The organism is Ruminococcus sp. RTP21484sp1_RTP21277st1_D2_RTP21277_210401, from assembly GCF_040924225.1.
In the GTDB taxonomy this organism is placed as follows: Bacteria; Bacillota; Clostridia; order Lachnospirales; family Lachnospiraceae; genus Blautia_A; species Blautia_A faecis.
In genome coordinates, this window is the sequence record NZ_JBCOMJ010000036.1 from 12,225 (window position 1) to 31,604 (window position 19,380).

Consider the following 19,380-nt stretch of genomic DNA (forward strand, 5'->3'; position numbering starts at 1 on the left):
AAGAAGTAATGTCAGTTTCAATAAAAACAGCACAAGAAATTGAACTTATGAGGGAATCCGGACATCTTCTGGAAAAAGTCCATGACGGGCTGATCCCTTATATCAAACCAGGAATGAGTACCAAGGAAATCGACCGTATTGGCGAAGATATGATCCGTTCCATGGGATGCATTCCCAATTTTCTGAATTATGGAGGCTTTCCTGGCTCCTTCTGCATCAGCCTGAATGATGAAGTGGTCCACGGAATTCCTTCGGAGGACAAAATTATCCAGGATGGTGATCTGGTAAAGATTGATGCAGGACTGATCTATAAAGGATATCATTCTGATGCGGCCCGTACTTATGCAGTCGGAGAAGTTTCCAAAGAAGCCAAGCAGCTTATGGATGTAACCAGGCAGTGCTTCTTTGAAGGAATAAAATTCGCGAAAGCAGGAAATCATCTCAATGATATTTCCAAGGCAATCGGAGCGTATGCGGCGAAATACCGTTATGGTATTGTACGAGATCTGGTGGGACATGGGATTGGTACTCATCTTCACGAAGATCCGCAGATTCCCAACTTCCCTCAGAAACGCAGGGGAGTGAAATTACTTCCAGGCATGACACTTGCCATAGAGCCCATGATCAATATGGGCAGAGCAGATGTATGCTGGCTGGATGACGAATGGACAGTGGTGACCATGGATGGTTCCCTTTCCGCACATTATGAGAACACCATACTGATTACAGATGGCGAACCGGAGATTCTGACACTCACAGAGTATTAATCATTATCATTAAGGCGATACAGGAGGTATAAAATGTCAAAAGTAGATGTACTTGAAGTAGAAGGCACTGTTTTAGAGAAGCTGCCAAACGCAATGTTTAAAGTGGAACTTGAAAACAAACATGTTGTACTTGCTCATATCAGCGGCAAGCTGCGCATGAACTTTATCCGTATTCTTCCAGGAGACAAAGTAACAATGGAGCTTTCCCCATATGATCTTTCCAAGGGAAGAATCATCTGGCGAGATAAGTAATTCAGATTTGTTAATAGCAAATTCGGATTAATGAATATAAAACTCCTGTGCCTGGGGAAAAGCTCCCATGGTACAGGAGTTTCTTCTATTATTATAGAAGCAAATGAACATAGAAAAAAATGTTTCAAACTTTCAGAAACTAAAAAAATTAGAAAAATGTAAAAAAAATTTAAAAAACTGCTTGCATTTTGTAGACCATAATGCTACAATACAATGCGGACGCGCTTGTACGTGTGTATAACTGCGCCCTAAACTGCAGATTTTAATGCTATATTTTACGGAAGGAGGATTTCCAGTGAAAGTAAGATCATCTGTAAAACCGATCTGCGAGAAATGCAAGGTCATTAAGAGAAAAGGTTCTATCAGAATTATCTGTGAGAATCCAAAGCACAAACAGCGTCAGGGTTGATTGATCCATTGTTTGTGAATGCGGCTGCAGGTGAAACACCCGGATGGGTTGTATCATCTGACATATAATGAACTAAGCATGTATTGCCTAATACCGGAGGCAACGTTGGCCCGTTGGCCGCAAATTTCGGAAAGGCTGCGAATCGCCAAAAGCAGCTGGGTGTTATACCGAGGCACCCCAATTAGGAACTAAGAATTAAGAAAGAGTGCGTATGGATGCATCCCATTTCACCTTGTATCTGATACAAGTGATGTACGAAGACGCAGAACTTTCAGTAAAGAAAATGGAGGAAACAGTACATGGCTCGTATAGCTGGTGTAGACTTACCAAGAGAGAAAAGAATCGAAATCGGTCTTACCTATATTTATGGTATCGGAAGACCAAGTGCAGACAAAATCCTTGCTCAGGCAAATGTAAATCCTGACACACGTGTCAGAGACCTGACTGATGATGAAGTTAAGAGACTTCAGGCTGTCATTGATGAGACAATGATGGTAGAAGGTGATCTTCGTAGAGAAATCGCCCTGAACATTAAGAGACTGCAGGAAATCGGATGCTACAGAGGAATCCGTCATCGTAAAGGACTTCCGGTTCGTGGTCAGAAGACCAAGACCAATGCTAGAACACGCAAGGGTCCGAAGAGAACAGTAGCAAATAAGAAGAAATAATTCAGTATCCTAACTATAAATTTTGATTGATTAAGGAAAGCGTAGGTTAGTTTTAAAATGGCAAAAACAACTAAAAAAACGACAACAAAACGTCGTGTCAAGAAAAACGTTGAACACGGACAGGCACATATCCAGTCTTCTTTTAACAACACAATTGTTACTCTGACTGACAACGAAGGAAACGCTCTTTCATGGGCAAGTGCCGGCGGTCTGGGATTTAGAGGTTCAAGGAAATCTACTCCTTATGCAGCACAGATGGCAGCTGAGACTGCAACAAAGGCTGCTTTAATTCATGGATTAAAAACAGTAGACGTAATGGTTAAAGGACCAGGATCAGGTCGTGAGGCTGCTATCCGTGCCCTTCAGGCATGCGGTCTTGAAGTAACAAGTATCCGTGACGTAACTCCGGTTCCGCACAACGGATGCCGTCCACCAAAACGTAGAAGAGTCTAATTGAATTAGGAGGTAAGCCAAGATGGCAGTAGATAGAACACCGGTCCTGAAAAGATGTAGATCCCTTGGAATGGATCCAATTTATTTAGGAATTGATAAAAAATCCACAAGACAGTTAAAACGTGCAAACCGTAAAGTATCTGAGTACGGTCTTCAGTTAAAAGAAAAACAGAAAGCAAAATTCATTTATGGCGTTCTGGAGAAACCTTTCCGTAACTACTACAAGAAAGCCGACAGAATGAAAGGTCAGACTGGTGAGAACCTGATGATCATGCTTGAGACAAGACTTGACAATGTTCTTTTCCGTATGGGATTCGCAAGAACAAGAAAAGAAGCTCGTCAGATCGTTGACCACAAGCACGTTCTTGTAAACGGAAAATGCGTTAACATTCCTTCTTATCTCGTAAAAGCTGGCGACAGCATCGAGATCAAAGAGAAATGCAAAGGTTCTGAGAGATACAAAGGAATCCTTGAGGTAACAGGCGGAAGACTTGTTCCGAACTGGCTTGAGGCTGACCAGGAGAATCTTAAGGGCGTTGTAAAAGAGCTTCCTACAAGAGAAGAAATCGACGTTCCTGTAAACGAGATGCTTATCGTCGAGTTGTACTCCAAATAATGAGCCCTGATAATACCCTCAATTGCATACAACCCAGAAGGAGGGAAATTTATAGTGTTTGATTTTAATAAACCAAAAATCGAAATTACCGAGATATCTGAAGATAAAAAATTTGGAAGATTCGTTGTAGAACCTCTTGAAAGAGGTTACGGTACTACACTTGGCAATTCTCTTAGAAGAATTATGCTGTCCTCCCTGCCGGGAGCTGCAGTAAGTCAGGTTAAGATCGACGGTGTTCTTCATGAATTCAGCTCCATCCCTGGAGTAAAAGAAGACGTGACAGAGATCATCATGAATCTTAAGAGTCTTGCAATTAAGAATAACAGTGCTGACAATGAGCCAAAGACCGCATACATTGAGTGTGAGGGCAAAGGTGTTGTGACAGCTGCTGATATTCAGGCAGATCAGGATATCGAGATCATGAATCCGGATCAGGTAATCGCTACCTTAAACGGTGGTAAGGATTGCAGACTTGCAATGGAACTTACCATTACAAAAGGCCGCGGATATGTGAGCGCGGATAAGGGCAAATCAGATGACATGCCAATCGGTGTGATTGCAGTTGATGCAATCTACAGCCCGGTTGAGAGAGTCAATATGGTTGTGCAGAATACACGTGTGGGTCAGGTTACAGACTTTGATAAACTGACACTTGATGTATACACAAATGGCACGCTGGATCCTGATGAGGCAGTAAGCCTTGCAGCAAAGGTATTAAGCGAGCATTTAAGCCTTTTCATTGACCTTTCCGAGAATGCAAAGACCGCTGAGGTTATGATCGAGAAAGAAGACAATGAGAAAGAGAAAGTTCTTGAAATGAGCATTGATGAGCTTGAGCTTTCAGTTCGTTCTTACAACTGTCTGAAGAGAGCAGGCATCAATACTGTTGAGGAGCTTTGCAATAAGACTTCTGACGACATGATGAAAGTACGTAACCTTGGACGTAAGTCTTTAGAGGAAGTACTTGCCAAGTTGAAAGAGCTGGGCTTACAGCTTCAGCCAACAGAAGAGTAAGATAACCATAAAGGTATCGCGTAAGATTATTACAGTGGGGATTTGCTAAGCAGCAGCCCAGTAAGACCGAACAAGCGTGGACTGCTGTCCCACAGATGGAGGAAAATTAAATGGCAAAATATAGAAAATTAAGCAGAACAGCTGACCAGAGAAAAGCTCTGTTAAGAAACCAGGTTACAAATCTGTTATACAACGGAAAAATTGTTACAACAGAAGCTAAAGCTAAAGAGATCCGCAAGATCGCTGAAGGCCTTGTAGCTATGGCTGTTCGCGAGAAAGACAACTTTGAGACTGTTACTGTAACAGCTAAAGTTGCAAGAAAAGACGCTGAAGGCAAGAGAGTAAAAGAAGTTGTAGACGGTAAGAAGAAAACTGTTTACGATGAAGTTGAGAAGCAGATCACAAAAGATGCTCCATCCAGACTCCACGCTCGTCGTCAGATGATGAAAGTGTTCTACCCGGTTAAAGAAGTTCCGGCTAAGGGCGCTGGCAAGAAGAAAAACACCAAAGATGTAGATATGGTTAAGAAGATGTTCGAGGAAATCGCACCAAAATACGCTAACCGTAACGGTGGATACACCAGAATCGTTAAGATTGGACAGCGTAAAGGTGATGGCGCTATGGAAGTGCTCATCGAGCTGGTTTAATCCGAAACAGAATTACTGATCATAAGAAAAGAGATATTTACGTTTCGTAGATATCTCTTTTTTCTTAATTTAGGGATACCAACGTGAGAAAGTTACTTTTATTAATAGAAATTTGTTTGTTAGCCTGGCTTTTGACAGGTTCCGCCCGGTACGAAGCGAAAAAAGAAATTCCAGTGAATACACCGGAATTTGACTGGGAAAATTACAATATTATAACGCATGCTCTGGGTGGGATTGACGGTCTCACATACTTAAATTCCAGAGAAAGCTTTATCAATTTTTATGATAAGGGGTGCCGCCTGTTTGAGGTGGATCTGACGCAGACCAGTGATGGAGTTTGGGTGTGCCGCCATAACTGGAAAGAATCTCTTGGACAATGGAAAGGAGAAGAACGAAAAGTTCTATCCTCAGAAGAATTTTTAAATACGCCTATATATGGGAAATACACCCCTATGACCTTTGAAGACCTTCTGAAACTGCTGGACGAATATCCGGATGCATTTGTAATGATAGATTCCAAACAATATTCTGTCCGCAATTACCAGCGTACTCTTGAGGATTATGCACAGTATAGGGAAATCTCTATAAAAGCTGGCATCGAGCATACGCTTAGACAGATCATCCCGGAAATATATAATTCAGCAATGTATCCTGGAACAGCACTTTTGTATAAATTTCCCGCATATATTTATTCTTTGTGGCAGGGATATACCACAGAAGAATTGAATGATATTGCAGAATTCTGTCAAACCAATAAAATTATGGCTGTAACCATTTATCGTGACTACTGGTCTGAAGAAGTGCAGAAAATTTTTGACGAACGGGACATTTTGGTATATATTTATACCATAAATGACAAAGAGGAAGCCAGAAGATATCTGGCGAATGGGGCGCAAGGTGTCTGTACAGATGTACTGATCACCGATAACCTGAATTAAGTTGCACTGTCTAATTATATAACATACGAAAATAATACTTGAAAAGGACTGCCATTCATTGGCTCATTCATAATTGCTTTTTGGGCTTTTCTCTGTGAATAGTAGTGAAAAAGGATTAAATACACATGAAAATCAGAACAATGGCTGCTGTTTTTGCAGCGAAATCTGCAGGCTTTATCTGCAGGAAAATGGGACGCCAGGGAGTGACCTGGGCGGGCAAGATCGCATTAAAGATCAATCCTGACATCCTGGAAGATCTTTCTTCTCAGGTGCGGAAGAAAATATTTGTAACCTGTGGAACCAACGGTAAGACCACCACCAACAATATGCTCTGCGCAGCCCTTGAAAATGAAGGGCAGAAAGTAGTCTGCAATCACACCGGTTCTAACATGTTAAACGGTGTTGTAGCAGCCTTTGTGCTGGCTGCAGGACCTACAGGCAGGCTGGATGCAGATTACGCCTGCATTGAAGTAGACGAGGCTTCTACCCGCCATGTATTTCCAGGTTTGAAGCCAGACTACATGCTTCTGACTAATTTGTTCCGTGACCAGTTGGACCGCTACGGTGAAATTGATATTACCATGAACATTCTGGAAGAAATGATCCGCACAGTACCGAAAATGCAGGTAATCGTAAATGCCGACGATGCGCTTTCTGCGTATCTTGCTATGGACAGCGGAAATCCGTATATCACATATGGAATCAGTAAACCTGTCCAGAAGAGCGCGGCAAACGAGATACGGGAAGGTCGTTTTTGTAAAAAGTGTGGTGCCAGGCTGGAATACAGTTTTTACCACTATAGTCAGCTGGGTGATTACAAGTGTCCATCCTGTGGCTTTGCAAGACCGGAAATCAAATATGATGCCCATGATGTAAAGGTTGGTGACCAGCTGTCTTTTCAGGTGGAGGATAAGCACCTTACAGCCAATTACAAAGGATTCTATAATGTATATAATATTCTGGCTGCCTATGCCGGACTCCGTACAGCTGGATTTTCCGGTGAGCATTTCCAGAATATGCTTCAGAAATTCAATCCGGAAAATGGACGTATGGAACAGTTCCGTATTAAAGGCACTGGTGTTATGCTGAACCTTGCAAAGAATCCTGCCGGTTTTAACCAGAATATTTCCGCAGTTATGCAGGATAAAACACAGAAAGATATTATTATCACCATCAACGACAATGCACAGGATGGAACAGATATTTCCTGGCTCTGGGATGTGGATTTTGACCTTCTGGGCGATGCGAGCATTCATTCCATTACAGTCAGCGGTATCCGCTGCCAGGATATGCGCCTTCGGATGAAATATGTGGACATTCCGGTTATGCTTGAGGAAAATGTGGAAACAGCGATCCGAAAAAGGATTGAAGACGGCGTAGGCAATCTCTACGTTCTGGTAAACTACACTGCATTATTCAGCACTCATAATATTCTTAAGAAAATGGAGGGAGAAAAGGAATGAAACTGACAATCGGACATTTATATCCTGATCTCCTGAACCTGTATGGAGACAGAGGAAATATCCAGTGCCTTATGAGACGCTGCCAGTGGCGTGGAATTGAGGCAGAGACCATTGCCTTTGAACTGGGGGACAAGATTGATTTTTCCAGACTGGATATTGTGCTACTGGGTGGTGGTTCCGACAGGGAGCAGATGCTGGTTTGTGAAAAGCTGAAGGAAATTCAGCCGGATTTTAAGAAATATGTGGAAGATGGCGGCGTAGTTATCGCTATCTGCGGTGGCTATCAGCTTCTTGGAAAATATTATAAGACAGATCAGGGAACCATTACAGGGCTTGACCTGGTAGATCTTTACACCGAACAGGGAGAGGGACGTCTGATCAGCAATATTGTGCTGAAAAGCGACCTTTTTGATATGCCTGTGGTTGGATTTGAGAACCATGGAGGAAGAACCTGCATTAATAACTGCAAGCCTCTGGGAAAAGTACTCTATGGATCTGGAAATGATGGAAAAACAGGCTATGAGGGTGTGGTTTACAAGAATGTGATCGGAACTTACCTTCACGGTCCGCTTCTTCCCAAGAACCCGCAGCTGGCAGACTGGCTGATCGCACATGCTCTTGAGCAGAAATATGGAAAAGAAGTCCGGCTTGCGCCACTGGATGATACAGAAGAGAAGGCAGCAAATGATTACGTATATCATCGTTTTGTAAAAGAGAACTGATACAAACAAGCTCCATAGCCTGTTTGAAAAATTATTCCTGCCTTGCAGAAAGCCTTTTTCAAACACGCTCTGGATATGTACAGATAAAAATAAGGGGAACGATATGGCAAAAGGAATCAATCAAAAAGGGAAAATCCTTTATCTTGAAAAAATACTGAGAGAGACCAGTGAAACACATCCGTGCACTATGCAGGAAATTATTGGAAAACTTCAGGAAAACGGAGTCAGTGCTGAGCGAAAAAGTATTTATGACGATATGGAAGTGCTGAGAAGCTTTGGCATGGACATTAAGTTTAAAAGAGGAAAGTATACCGGATATTATGTTGCCGGAGAAGCTGACTCAGAGAGCGTAAATACATCCACTACAGAAAAGGAGAGTGGAAATCCGGAAGACTCTGCAAAAAACAGTGCTGGAACAGAGAATGAAGGCAGTGCATTTTCCAATGAGGCTCAAAAAAAAGCGAAAAATTCCTGGCTGCTTCCACCGTCAGATTCTGAGGAGGATAAACCGGTGAAGCTTCTTTGCAGAAATAAGAAAAAGAAAGAAGTCATGGCAGCACTTGGAAATTATGCCCAGTACAAGGAGAAAGAAGAGGATACTTTCGTTGCTGCAGTGCAGGTGGATGAGACCTCTGAGTTTTACGGATGGCTTACAGGCATGGGGAAAGATGTAATCCTTATGAAGCCTAAGAAGTCAGTTCAGGCTTACCGTGATTACCTGAAGGGAATCCTGAAAGAATATAAGTAAGAATGCTTTTTGAAAAAGCTTGGAAATAGAGAATGATATGAAGTTACATAGAAAGGGATTTTTATGAAAAAGCAAATTGCAGGACTTCTTACCGGACTTTTGGTGTGCAGTGCTTTTCTCACAGGCTGCAGTAAAAATGAAGCCACCGAGGCTGTAAAAGAGAGCACTGAGGACGAAAATGAGGGCACTGGAGACACGAAGGACGCTGACAGCAAAAAGGATACGAATAGAAAGTCCGATAAACAGGACAGTGATAAAAGTGATGAAAATTCAGAAGAAAGTGAGACAACTGAAGCCCCGGAGGAAAATCTTGATAAGGTGGGGGTTCTGCTTCCGGAAGAGGGAGAGGATATCAACAGCAGTCTGGAGCGTACAGAACTGAAATCACGTCTGGAAGAGGCAGGTTATGAAGCTGCTATGTATTTTGCCGGGGACGATTCTGACACCCAGGCAGAACAGATCAGGGAGCTTCTTCAGGATGAGAAACTGAAAGCACTGGTAATTTCACCTGTTGATCCATATGGTCTTACAGATGTACTGGAAGAGGCTTCTGAGCTCTCAATTCCGGTGATTGACTATGACAATCTGATCATGGATACGCCAAACGTGAAATACTTTGTCACTTTTAATATGCGGGCGATTGGAAAAGAGATTGCCAAAAATATTGTAGAGAAAGAAGAACTGGATAAAGTCCGGGAAGACAGAGGTGCCCGTACCATAGAGTTTCTTATGGGCTCTCCGGATGATGACGCTTCGTTATTCCTGTTTAACGGGATAATGGAGGTGCTGCAGGAGTATATTGACGATGGTACCCTGATCTGTCGTTCCGGCCGTGTGACTTTTGATGAAACCAGCATTATGGATCAGAATACAGATACTGCGAAGAAGCAGCTGAAATCCGAGATAGACGAATTTTATTCTCTGGAGAAAACTCCGGATATTATCTGCACTGCTTCTGATGATTTTGCTCTGGCAGCTCTGGAGCTTCTGGAAAAAGAGCAGCTCCAGCCTGGTGATGAGAACTGGCCTCTGATCACAGGTGTAAATGCAGATGCAGATGCTGTTAAAAGTGTGGCAGAAGAAAAAATCGGTTTTACAGTCATGTTGGATCGCCGGGATCTGGCAGAAGCCCTGACGAAGCTGGTGGAAACCTACCTGAATGGGGATGACGTTGATATCAATAATTATTCCCAGTATGATAATGGTGTGAAGATCATTGGAACGGTTACCTGTGATGGAAAGCTGATCGATAAGGATAATTATCAGATTCTTGTGGATAATGGATTCTATCTGGCAGAAATGATCGCGCCGGAAGCCTCTCCTATGCCTGTTCCCGAGGAAGTAAGTCCGACACCGGAAGTGACAGTGACGCCGGAGGCGAGTCTTACACCGGAAGGTGGTGAGCCTGAGAAAAAGAGCCAGGTAATTCCAAAGGATGAGCCTGAAGTGAGCACAGAAGAAGTTCCGGCTGTAAAGGATGGAGAAAACCAGGAGAGCAATAGCAAGCTGCAGAGTAGTGGAAAAGCATAAAACGGAAGTAAAATGAAAATACGTAAGTAAAATGAAAATACCAGTAATCGTTTGGTGATTACTGGTATTTTTGCTCTTAAAAATTAATCGCGGAAGGTCAGGGAATCATCTGTCATGGAATCAATGATAGCCAGAGATTCCAGACGGACACCCATATCGCGGATCTGCTGTCCGCCGTGCTGGAAGCCCTTCTCAATTACGATTCCGGCACCTTCAAGAGTAGCTCCGGATTTCTTTACAATATCGATCAGTCCGAGAAGAGCACAGCCATTTGCAAGGAAATCATCAATAAGAAGTACGTGATCCTCTGGACTAAGGAACTTCTTGGAAATAATAACATCATAAACTTTCTTATGGGTAAATGATTCAATCTTGGTGCAGTACATCTCGCCGTCCAGGTTTACACTCTGGGATTTCTTGGCAAATACTACAGGAACATGAAAATACTGTGCTGCAATACAGGCAATGCCAATACCGGAAGCTTCAATAGTGAGGATCTTGGTGATGGGGCAGTCTGAGAAACGCGCCTTAAACTCCTTACCAATCTCATTGATCAGGTCAATGTCCATCTGGTGGTTCAGGAAACTGTCTACCTTTAATATATTGCCTGGTTTCACAACGCCATCTTTCAGAATACGTTCTTTTAAAAGCTGCATGGCTATATCTCCTTTTCGCTTCATGTCGTTTCGATTTTAGTATTTCTATGATACGACATTCTCTGAAGAAGTTCAATTATTTTTGACAAAAAAGTACAAAATATCTATAATGAAATTAATTTATGGAAAAAGGATTAGCTTTATTGTGAAAAACATCTGCAGTCAGCCGGGGAAACAGTAACGCAAATGCGGGAGATGACAAAGGAGCAGATAGTTTTACAAAAAAGAGCAGGTGAGAATATGAAAGAGTATGAAGTAATCTGGGAAATTTTCAATAAATGTCCAAGGAACCAGATGAGGGATGTATTTGTGGACGAGGTGGAAATTGAAGATCCTGAGGAATATGTGAAGAATAAATTTAAGGGAAAAGAAGTAACCTATGAGAAGACGGTTCTGGAAGATGGCACCATCATATTTGATATTCAGACCTCGCAGATCAGGCAGCGGTGTTCGTTTACGGAAATATAAGCTGCAGGTCATGAGGCGGATCTTAAGCTACTGCTCATAGCAATGATCTTAAGGCATATTTTTTAATACAATCATCAGAAATAGTGCATATTTAAGGGAAGTATGTTATAATAAACAGACGTGCTTCAAAAGAATTACACCAGTCAGAAACCATCCACAGAACACTGTTGGATATGCGAAATGGTTGGCAAAAACAGGAGGATGACATGATAGAAAAACATTTAGAGAACCACCTGCATGAAGGCGAGGAAGAGCATATGCATACCCATGTTCTGGAAGATGGCACCACTGTCATGCATTCCCATGGAGAACACGGACATCACCACAGTCATGCACAGACCAAGGCTGTACTGAACCGGCTTTCCCGTGCAATCGGGCACCTGGAATCCATCAAACGTATGGTGGAAGACGGCCGGGACTGCAGCGAAGTGCTGATCCAGCTTTCCGCAGTGAAATCTGCTATTAATAATACAGGCAAGATTATTTTACAGGATCACATTGAACACTGTATTGTGGATGCGGTAGAGCATGGAGACAAGGACGCCATCAAGGAACTGGAACGTGCAATTGACAGGTTTATGAAATAAATAAGGAAAAAGGAGATAGATAAAAATGGCAAAAGAATGTGACAGCAAGACTTGCGACAAATCAAGCTGTGAAGGCTGTGCCAGCAAGAAAAATCCGCAGAGCATGCAGGCAGCAATGAATGCAATGTCAAATGTAAAGCATGTAATCGGTATTGTAAGTGGTAAAGGCGGCGTTGGAAAATCCTTCGTGACAGCATCTCTTGCAAACAGAATGGCAAAGAAAGGCTATAAAGTAGGAATCCTTGACGCAGACATTACCGGACCATCCATTCCGAAAATGTACGGCCTGAAAGGTGCTGCCCAGGCAAACGACAGCGGTATTTTCCCTATGGAGACCAAAAACGGAATCAAGGTTATGTCCATTAACCTGCTTCTTCCAACTGAGGACACTCCGGTAATCTGGCGGGGACCGATTCTTGGCAACATGGTAAAACAGTTCTGGACAGATGTTATCTGGGGTGATGTAGATTACCTGTTCGTAGATATGCCACCAGGAACAGGCGACGTTCCGCTGACTGTATTCCAGTCCCTTCCGATCCAGGGAATCGTGATCGTAACCTCTCCACAGGATCTTGTAAGCATGATCGTGAAGAAGGCATACAATATGGCTGGAATGATGAAGATGCCGGTTCTGGGTCTTGTAGAGAACTACAGCTATGTGAAATGTCCAAACTGCGGCAAAGAGCTGAAAGTATTCGGCGAAAGTCACATTGACGAGATCGCCGCATCCCTGAATGTTCCGGTTCTTGGCAAAATGCCAATCGACCCGGCCTATGCAGCCAAGGTTGACGAGGGCGCCTTTGATGAGATCGATAATCCGTATATCGAAGCAGCAGATGGGGTTATGCCACAGTAAGAGGCTGAGAACACTATAGAAAATCACACAAATTGTGGCATATAATTTGCAAAAAAGATTCTGTGTAAAAACAAGATTGTAACATCCTGTTTTTACCAGAATCTTTTTCTTTTCTTTATTTCTTACTGCGGTAAGCTTCTGCTTCCCAATGGGTAATGAAATAAGTGATCTCATCTGTCATCTGAAGCGGACCGCCGAAGCTTTCTGCATAGACTGCAAGCTTGATGGCATCCTTAGCCAGAAGCTGGGCCTTGGCAGCTTTCCCCTTGTCATCTTCCATAATAAATGCACCAACGCCCTGAACCAGGATCAGTCTTGGCTTTTTATCATTTTCAGTCATAAACGCATCCAGTGCTTCTTTTGCCTGATCAATGTTTTCAATAAATAACGGATATGGACCGCAATATACAATGTGATCAGGAGTGAAAGGCTTCAGAAGCGGTGCGGCAGCTTCTTTATTTTTTACAAAATTATCTACTTCAGCAGCCGGTACAACCTCTACAGCATGTCCGAGCAGCTGGGAAAGCTTCTGTGCAGCAGCCTCTTTTTCCGGGGTAACAGCATCGCTGACGTCAGCTGTTCGTTTTACCTGTTTTTCAAGGGTGGAGATCACGCCATCAAATAAAACACCAATCTCTTCTACGGTATTTGCAGCTACGAAAATACCGTGATTCTGAAGCAGAAGAACCTGAACATCTTTTCCAAATTCTTCTTTATAAGCGTTCATTTTCTCATAACAGATACGTGCAAGAGTGTATCCTGGTTTACAGATGTCGATCCAGAGAACCTCTTTTCCAAGAAGCTGCTCGGAAAGTGCCTTTGCGCCATTGCCGCAGGTCAGACCGTTTACAAGAGTAGGATGAACATGCAGTACATAGGTATATGCAAATAAATTGTGGAGTAATGCTTCCACGCTTGGACGCTTGGTCTTATCTGCATCTGTTACTGCCGCCATTACATCTGCAAGATAGGCAGCTTCACGCTCTGTGTCATTTCCCGGATACTCTGTTTTCATGATCTCATTGAGACGGGCGCGGCTCATCTCAACGAATTCCTCTGCCTTAATGGTGGCAAGCTGTGTACCGGAACCCTTTACATACAGTGTGGTTTCATCTTTGACAGAAGTATTTCCACCGCCTGCAAGAACGTAAGCAGGATTGCTTCCGTAAGTGTTTGACATTTTTACCAAAGTTGAAAGATCCATAAAATTTAATACCTCCCATTGTTTTTTTCATACATCTACATTGTACATGATATGGTAATATTTAGCTATCAAAATATGCTAAAAAGAAGTAGTTTTTGTGCTTTTTGATGAAAAATAGTCAAAAAACTTCTGGGCAGCCTGGGATAAGGGAAGGCTTTCGTGATATACAAGGGCCAATTGTCTGGGCGGAAGCTGCTGCTTCAGGCTGACCTCTATCAGAGAGGTTTCCTGTCCCCGTAAAGAAGCCAGCATGTAATCCGGAACACAGGCAATTCCAAGACCAATGCGTGCCAGATCAATAAGCAGATCATTGCTGTTAAGCTCAACCTCCGGAATCAGATTCTGTCTGTGGGATGCAAAAAACTGATGAAGATATTCACTTGTTGTGCTTTTGGACGAAAGGGTGAGAAGAGGATATTCCATCAGCTTCTTTATTTCCAGGGCTTTTCCTTCAAGTGGAAAGAAGTCCGGATTGGCAACAAAAATATCCCGAAATTCTTTTACCACCTGTACTTTTGTGTGTGCGGTAAGCCGGGAATTGGGAAGATTGCTTACGATCAGATCCACCTGACGGTTTTCCAGAAGCTCCACGCAGCCCATGGAGGTGCTGTTTGTGACCTTGATCCGCACTCCAGGATAATCCTGATGAAAGCGCTTCAGGTAGTCAATCAGAAAGTACCGGCAGATGGTATCGCTTGCCCCTATCCGAAGCTGCCCCTGAAGTCTGTCTTCCTCAAGAAGCTGTGCCTCTCCCTGGGAAAGCATTTCCAGGGCTGGTTTAACATGTTGGAAAAGTATTTCTCCCTCTGGGGTAAGGGAAACCTTCTTGGTGCTTCGGAAAAACAGTTCCCGTCCCAGCTTTTTTTCCAGAGTCTTGATTCCCTGGCTTACTGCAGACTGGGAAATGAACAGCTGGCGGGAGGCTTCAGAGAAGCTTAAGGTGGTGGCAACGTAGTAAAAGCATTTGTATAATTCAAGATTGATATCCATATATAAATCCTCCAAAATCAAACTCGTTACTGTCCACTCCGTGACCAGTAACACGCTTCGCGATGCACAGAAAGACGAACCTTCTTGTGACAAGCACAAGAAGTAGCGTTTGCTGCGCAAACTTAATTCTCGGGTTTTCTGTGAACTTTGTTCACAAAAAAAACCTCGCGGAATATTGTCAGTGAACAGTAACTCAAACTCTGCCATGACTGATGAGCCATGTTTATTTACATATAGAAGTAATAGTAATAAAAAATATAAGATATATTAATTTTACTTATGACAAAACCTATGATACTATAATAAACGAAAATGTGCAAGAATGGCTGCAGTTTTGCGCAGTCATCCATATTTTTTCAAAATGAAAAAGCACACCACACTATGATTTCACATTCACGAAAGGAGTTTTCCAATGAGTAACGTAAGACGAGTATACGTAGAAAAGAAACCATCCTTTGCCGTAAAAGCCAAAGAACTGAAGCATGAGATCAGCTCTTATCTGGGCATTCAGACTGTAACAAACGTGCGGGAACTGATCCGCTATGACGTAGAGAATATTTCCGATGATGTATTTGAGAAAGCATGCCATACCGTATTTGCCGAGCCGCCGGTAGATGATCTTTATCTGGAGAAATTCGAGGCAGCAGATGGCGCACATGTTTTTTCCGTAGAATTCCTTCCTGGTCAGTTTGACCAGAGAGCAGATTCCGCTGTTCAGTGCGTGCAGTTCCTGGATGAAAATGCACAGCCGATCATCCGCTCTGCCACTACCTATGTGATCGAAGGTGACATTACAGAGGAAGAATTCGAGGCAATCAAGAATCACTGCATTAACCCTGTAGATTCCCGTGAGACAGGCCTTCAGAAGCCGGAGACACTGGTTACAGAGTTCAAGGACCCGGAAGATGTTAAGATTTTCGATGGCTTCCGCGATATGGATGAAGCACCATTGAGGGAGCTTTACAGCTCCCTGAACCTTGCTATGACATTCAAGGATTTCCTTCATATCCAGAACTATTTCAAGAACGAGGAGAAACGTGATCCGTCCATGACCGAGATCCGTGTTCTGGATACTTACTGGTCTGACCATTGCCGTCATACCACATTCTCCACTGAGCTTACACAGGTGAAATTTGATGAGGGTGATTATAAAACTCCTATCGTTGATACCTATAACAGATATCTTTCCGACAGAGAAGTCCTTTATAAGGGACGAGACGACAAATTCGTCTGCCTGATGGATCTTGCTCTTATGGCTATGAAGAAACTGAAATCCGAAGGCAAGCTTCAGGATCAGGAGGAGTCCGACGAGATCAATGCCTGCAGTATTGTAGTGCCGGTTGATGTAAATGGAAAAGAAGAGGAATGGCTGATCAACTTCAAGAATGAGACACACAACCATCCTACTGAGATTGAGCCATTTGGTGGCGCAGCTACCTGCCTTGGCGGTGCAATCCGTGACCCGCTTTCCGGACGTACTTATGTATATCAGGCAATGCGTGTAACAGGAGCAGCAGATCCTACTGTTTCCGTAAAAGAGACTCTGAAAGGCAAGCTTCCGCAGAAGAAACTGGTTCGTGGTGCAGCTCACGGCTACAGCTCCTACGGTAACCAGATCGGTCTTGCTACCGGCTATGTAAAAGAAATCTATCATCCGAATTACGTTGCAAAACGTATGGAAATCGGTGCAGTTATGGGTGCTGCTCCAAGACGTGCAGTTATCCGTGAGAACTCTGATCCGGGAGATATCATCATCCTTCTTGGCGGACGTACCGGACGTGACGGTATCGGTGGTGCTACCGGTTCCTCCAAAGTACATACAGAGGCTTCTATCGAGGTCTGCGGCGCTGAGGTACAGAAAGGAAATGCACCTACAGAGCGTAAGATCCAGCGTATGTTCCGTCGTGAGGAAGTCAGCTATATCATTAAGAAATGTAACGACTTCGGTGCAGGCGGTGTATCCGTAGCAATCGGAGAGCTGGCACCTGGTCTTCAGATCGACCTTGACAAAGTTCCGAAGAAATATGCAGGTCTTGACGGTACTGAGATTGCAATTTCCGAGTCCCAGGAGCGTATGGCAGTTGTTGTTGCTCCGGAAGACGTAGAGAAATTCCTTGGTTTTGCAAACGAAGAGAACCTGGAGGCAGTTCCGGTTGCAGTTGTAACAAAAGAGCCAAGACTGGTGCTTTCCTGGAGAGGAAAAGAGGTTGTAAATATTTCCCGTGCATTCCTTGATACCAACGGTGCACATCAGGAGACAACCGTAGAAGTTGAAATCCCGAATAAAGAGGGCAACCTTTTTGAAGAGCGTCCGGACGTAGCGGATGTAAGAGAAAAATGGCTTTCCACACTGGCAGACTTAAATGTATGCTCCCAGAAGGGCCTTGTAGAGATGTTTGACAGCTCCATTGGTGCAGGAAGCGTTCTCATGCCTTATGGCGGTAAAAACCAGCTTACAGAGACTCAGGCAATGGTTGCCAAGGTACCGGTACAGAATGGAACTACCAATACAGTAACCATGATGAGCTATGGCTTTGATCCATACTTATCTTCCTGGAGCCCATATCACGGAGCTGCTTATGCAGTGACAGAATCTGTTGCAAGAATCGTGGCAGCAGGCGGTGATTATAAGAAGATCCGTTTCACCTTCCAGGAATACTTCCGTCGTATGACAGAGGATCCAAAGAGATGGAGCCAGCCATTTGCAGCACTTCTTGGTGCTTATGCAGCACAGATGGGATTCGGTCTTCCGTCTATCGGTGGTAAGGACAGTATGTCCGGAACCTTCAATGACATTGATGTTCCGCCAACACTGGTTTCCTTTGCAGTGGATGTTGCCAAGCTTCAGGATGTGATCACACCAGAGCTGAAAAAGGCTGGAAATAAACTGGTATGGCTTCGTGCACCCAAGGATCAGTACGATTTACCAGACTATACAGGCATTATGGAGCAGTATGAGAAGCTTCACAATGATATGCAGGCTGGAAAAGTGGTTTCCGCTTATGCACTTGACCGTCACGGTATTGCTGCAGCTGTCAGCAAGATGGCATTTGGAAATGCAATGGGCGTGAAGATTGAGCATAGCCTGGATACAAGAGACTTCTTTGCACCAGGCTTCGGCGATCTGGTTCTGGAAGTTCCGGCTGAAAAGGTTGGTCAGCTTTCCATCACATACACCGTGATCGGTGAAGTAACAGCTGATGGTAAATTCTCCTACGGAAACGCTGAGATCACTCTGGATGAGGCTTACAAGGCATGGACAGGCACTCTGGAGAAAGTATTCAAGACAACCTCCGGCGAAGAAAATGACGGACCAGTTGCCATGGCTGTAAAGACAGCAGATCCAGAAGCAACCTATGAGAATGGTGTTTACAATACTAAGAACATTTATGTTTGCAAGCATAAAGTAGCAAAACCACGTGTATTCATTCCTGTATTCCCGGGAACAAACTGTGAGTACGACAGTACAAAGGCATTCGAGAGAGCCGGAGCTGAGGTAGACGTTAAGGTATTTAAGAACTTAAGTGCAGAGGATATCCGTGATTCTGTGGAAATATTTGAGAAATCCATTGATCAGGCACAGATGATCATGTTCCCAGGCGGTTTCTCCGCTGGTGATGAGCCAGACGGTTCTGCGAAATTCTTTGCAACTGCCTTCCAGAATGCAAAGATCAAAGAGGCAGTTATGAAGCTGTTAAATGAGAGAGATGGTCTTGCACTTGGTATCTGTAACGGATTCCAGGCGCTGATCAAGCTGGGACTTGTTCCATACGGTGAGATCTGCGGACAGAAAGAGGATTCTCCTACACTGACCTATAACACCATCGGACGTCATATTTCCAAGATGGTTTACACAAAGGTTGTAAGCAACAAGTCTCCATGGTTGCAGAAAGCCACACTTGGCGGTGTATACTGCAACCCGGCTTCCCACGGTGAGGGACGCTTCGTAGCAAACGATGAATGGCTTGCTAAGCTCCTTGCAAACGGTCAGGTAGCTACCCAGTATGTAAATCCAAACGGAGAGCTGGATCAGTCCGAAGAATCCAATATCAACGGATCTACCTATAACATTGAGGGTATCACAAGCCCGGATGGACGTGTTCTCGGTAAGATGGCACATAGCGAGCGCCGCGACAATGGCGTTGCAATCAACATCTATGGACAGCAGGATATTCAGATCTTTGAGTCCGGTGTTGAGTACTTCAAATAAAACGTTGCAAATAAAACGTTAAAAAAGAAATATCCTGGTAAGTACAAAGCTTTTTCCGCATTGTAACTTATCCAGGATATTTTTTGTATCTTCATTACTTTGATTTTCGTCATCGCAGATGCATTGCCATCAATATAGTTCTTGCGCTATATTTAATAATTTTAATGAAATATTTTCCAGGC

Annotated in this window: 20 protein-coding genes; 17 read left to right on the plus strand and 3 right to left on the minus strand. The window is 43.6% G+C overall.

The features are described from left to right. Positions 1-8 precede the first annotated feature (8 nt). The 13 genes from map to AB5706_RS19485 all read left to right on the plus strand — a co-directional run bounded on the left by map (position 9) and on the right by AB5706_RS19485 (position 10,227). Positions 9-767, plus strand: coding sequence for a type I methionyl aminopeptidase (gene map, locus AB5706_RS19425; protein ID WP_118581184.1), 759 nt, complete (start codon positions 9-11; stop codon positions 765-767). Between the two features lie 33 nt (positions 768-800). After that, positions 801-1,019 carry a translation initiation factor IF-1 gene (infA, locus tag AB5706_RS19430; RefSeq protein ID WP_117852566.1) on the plus strand — a complete coding sequence of 73 codons (219 nt, stop codon included), beginning with the start codon at positions 801-803 and terminating at the stop codon, positions 1,017-1,019. A gap of 295 nt (positions 1,020-1,314) precedes the next feature. Then, positions 1,315-1,428 carry a 50S ribosomal protein L36 gene (gene rpmJ, locus AB5706_RS19435; protein ID WP_003022746.1) on the plus strand — a complete coding sequence of 38 codons (114 nt, stop codon included), beginning with the start codon at positions 1,315-1,317 and terminating at the stop codon, positions 1,426-1,428. Between the two features lie 299 nt (positions 1,429-1,727). Then, the gene (gene rpsM, locus AB5706_RS19440; RefSeq protein WP_117852568.1) at positions 1,728-2,096 is read left to right on the plus strand and encodes a 30S ribosomal protein S13; all 369 of its coding nucleotides are present in this window, start codon (positions 1,728-1,730) and stop codon (positions 2,094-2,096) included. Between the two features lie 57 nt (positions 2,097-2,153). Further along, on the plus strand, positions 2,154-2,549 hold the full coding sequence (gene rpsK, locus AB5706_RS19445; protein ID WP_148461639.1) for a 30S ribosomal protein S11: 396 nt from the start codon (positions 2,154-2,156) through the stop codon (positions 2,547-2,549). A gap of 22 nt (positions 2,550-2,571) precedes the next feature. After that, positions 2,572-3,165, plus strand: coding sequence for a 30S ribosomal protein S4 (gene rpsD, locus AB5706_RS19450; protein ID WP_118581181.1), 594 nt, complete (start codon positions 2,572-2,574; stop codon positions 3,163-3,165). Positions 3,166-3,219: 54 nt separating this feature from the next. After that, positions 3,220-4,179 carry a DNA-directed RNA polymerase subunit alpha gene (locus AB5706_RS19455; RefSeq protein ID WP_118581178.1) on the plus strand — a complete coding sequence of 320 codons (960 nt, stop codon included), beginning with the start codon at positions 3,220-3,222 and terminating at the stop codon, positions 4,177-4,179. A 110-nt stretch (positions 4,180-4,289) separates the two neighbouring features. After that, entirely contained in the window at positions 4,290-4,826 is a 537-nt protein-coding gene (locus AB5706_RS19460) for a bL17 family ribosomal protein (protein ID WP_118581175.1), read from the plus strand. Positions 4,827-4,909: 83 nt separating this feature from the next. Further along, complete coding sequence (locus AB5706_RS19465) at positions 4,910-5,764, plus strand: phosphatidylinositol-specific phospholipase C/glycerophosphodiester phosphodiesterase family protein (RefSeq protein ID WP_173735071.1); 855 nt, start codon at positions 4,910-4,912, stop codon at positions 5,762-5,764. A gap of 125 nt (positions 5,765-5,889) precedes the next feature. After that, positions 5,890-7,227 (plus strand): Mur ligase family protein, encoded by a 1,338-nt coding sequence (locus tag AB5706_RS19470; protein WP_118581169.1) that lies wholly within the window; start codon positions 5,890-5,892, stop codon positions 7,225-7,227. After that, a complete protein-coding gene (locus tag AB5706_RS19475; protein ID WP_173718240.1) occupies positions 7,224-7,949 on the plus strand; it encodes a type 1 glutamine amidotransferase in 726 nt (241 codons plus the stop codon). The genes AB5706_RS19470 and AB5706_RS19475 overlap by 4 nt, the downstream gene beginning before the upstream one ends. Before the next feature lie 103 nt (positions 7,950-8,052). Beyond that, the gene (locus tag AB5706_RS19480) at positions 8,053-8,697 is read left to right on the plus strand and encodes a WYL domain-containing transcriptional regulator (RefSeq protein WP_195477639.1); all 645 of its coding nucleotides are present in this window, start codon (positions 8,053-8,055) and stop codon (positions 8,695-8,697) included. 63 nt (positions 8,698-8,760) lie between these two features. Beyond that, positions 8,761-10,227, plus strand: a complete 1,467-nt coding sequence (locus AB5706_RS19485) for a substrate-binding domain-containing protein (protein ID WP_195477638.1) — start codon at positions 8,761-8,763, stop codon at positions 10,225-10,227. 83 nt (positions 10,228-10,310) lie between these two features. On the opposite strand, the gene AB5706_RS19490 is transcribed toward AB5706_RS19485, so the two are convergent. Continuing rightward, complete coding sequence (locus AB5706_RS19490; RefSeq protein ID WP_118581157.1) at positions 10,311-10,883, minus strand: xanthine phosphoribosyltransferase; 573 nt, start codon at positions 10,881-10,883, stop codon at positions 10,311-10,313. A gap of 240 nt (positions 10,884-11,123) precedes the next feature. Here AB5706_RS19490 and AB5706_RS19495 point away from each other — a divergent pair, with 240 nt between their 5' ends. The 3 genes from AB5706_RS19495 to AB5706_RS19505 all read left to right on the plus strand — a co-directional run bounded on the left by AB5706_RS19495 (position 11,124) and on the right by AB5706_RS19505 (position 12,794). Then, positions 11,124-11,351 carry a hypothetical protein gene (locus tag AB5706_RS19495; RefSeq protein WP_368366273.1) on the plus strand — a complete coding sequence of 76 codons (228 nt, stop codon included), beginning with the start codon at positions 11,124-11,126 and terminating at the stop codon, positions 11,349-11,351. A gap of 293 nt (positions 11,352-11,644) precedes the next feature. Next, positions 11,645-11,938 carry a metal-sensing transcriptional repressor gene (locus AB5706_RS19500; RefSeq protein ID WP_442973241.1) on the plus strand — a complete coding sequence of 98 codons (294 nt, stop codon included), beginning with the start codon at positions 11,645-11,647 and terminating at the stop codon, positions 11,936-11,938. A gap of 25 nt (positions 11,939-11,963) precedes the next feature. Continuing rightward, complete coding sequence (locus tag AB5706_RS19505; RefSeq protein WP_148461633.1) at positions 11,964-12,794, plus strand: P-loop NTPase; 831 nt, start codon at positions 11,964-11,966, stop codon at positions 12,792-12,794. 115 nt (positions 12,795-12,909) lie between these two features. Here AB5706_RS19505 and AB5706_RS19510 read toward each other — a convergent pair whose 3' ends face one another. Then, positions 12,910-13,998: a class II aldolase/adducin family protein gene (locus AB5706_RS19510; RefSeq protein WP_148461632.1), complete on the minus strand. Its 1,089-nt coding sequence runs from the start codon at positions 13,996-13,998 to the stop codon at positions 12,910-12,912. A gap of 78 nt (positions 13,999-14,076) precedes the next feature. Continuing rightward, the gene (locus AB5706_RS19515; RefSeq protein ID WP_148461631.1) at positions 14,077-14,988 is read right to left on the minus strand and encodes a LysR family transcriptional regulator; all 912 of its coding nucleotides are present in this window, start codon (positions 14,986-14,988) and stop codon (positions 14,077-14,079) included. Between the two features lie 412 nt (positions 14,989-15,400). Here AB5706_RS19515 and AB5706_RS19520 point away from each other — a divergent pair, with 412 nt between their 5' ends. Continuing rightward, positions 15,401-19,198: a phosphoribosylformylglycinamidine synthase gene (locus AB5706_RS19520; protein ID WP_368366274.1), complete on the plus strand. Its 3,798-nt coding sequence runs from the start codon at positions 15,401-15,403 to the stop codon at positions 19,196-19,198. Positions 19,199-19,380: the final 182 nt, after the last annotated feature.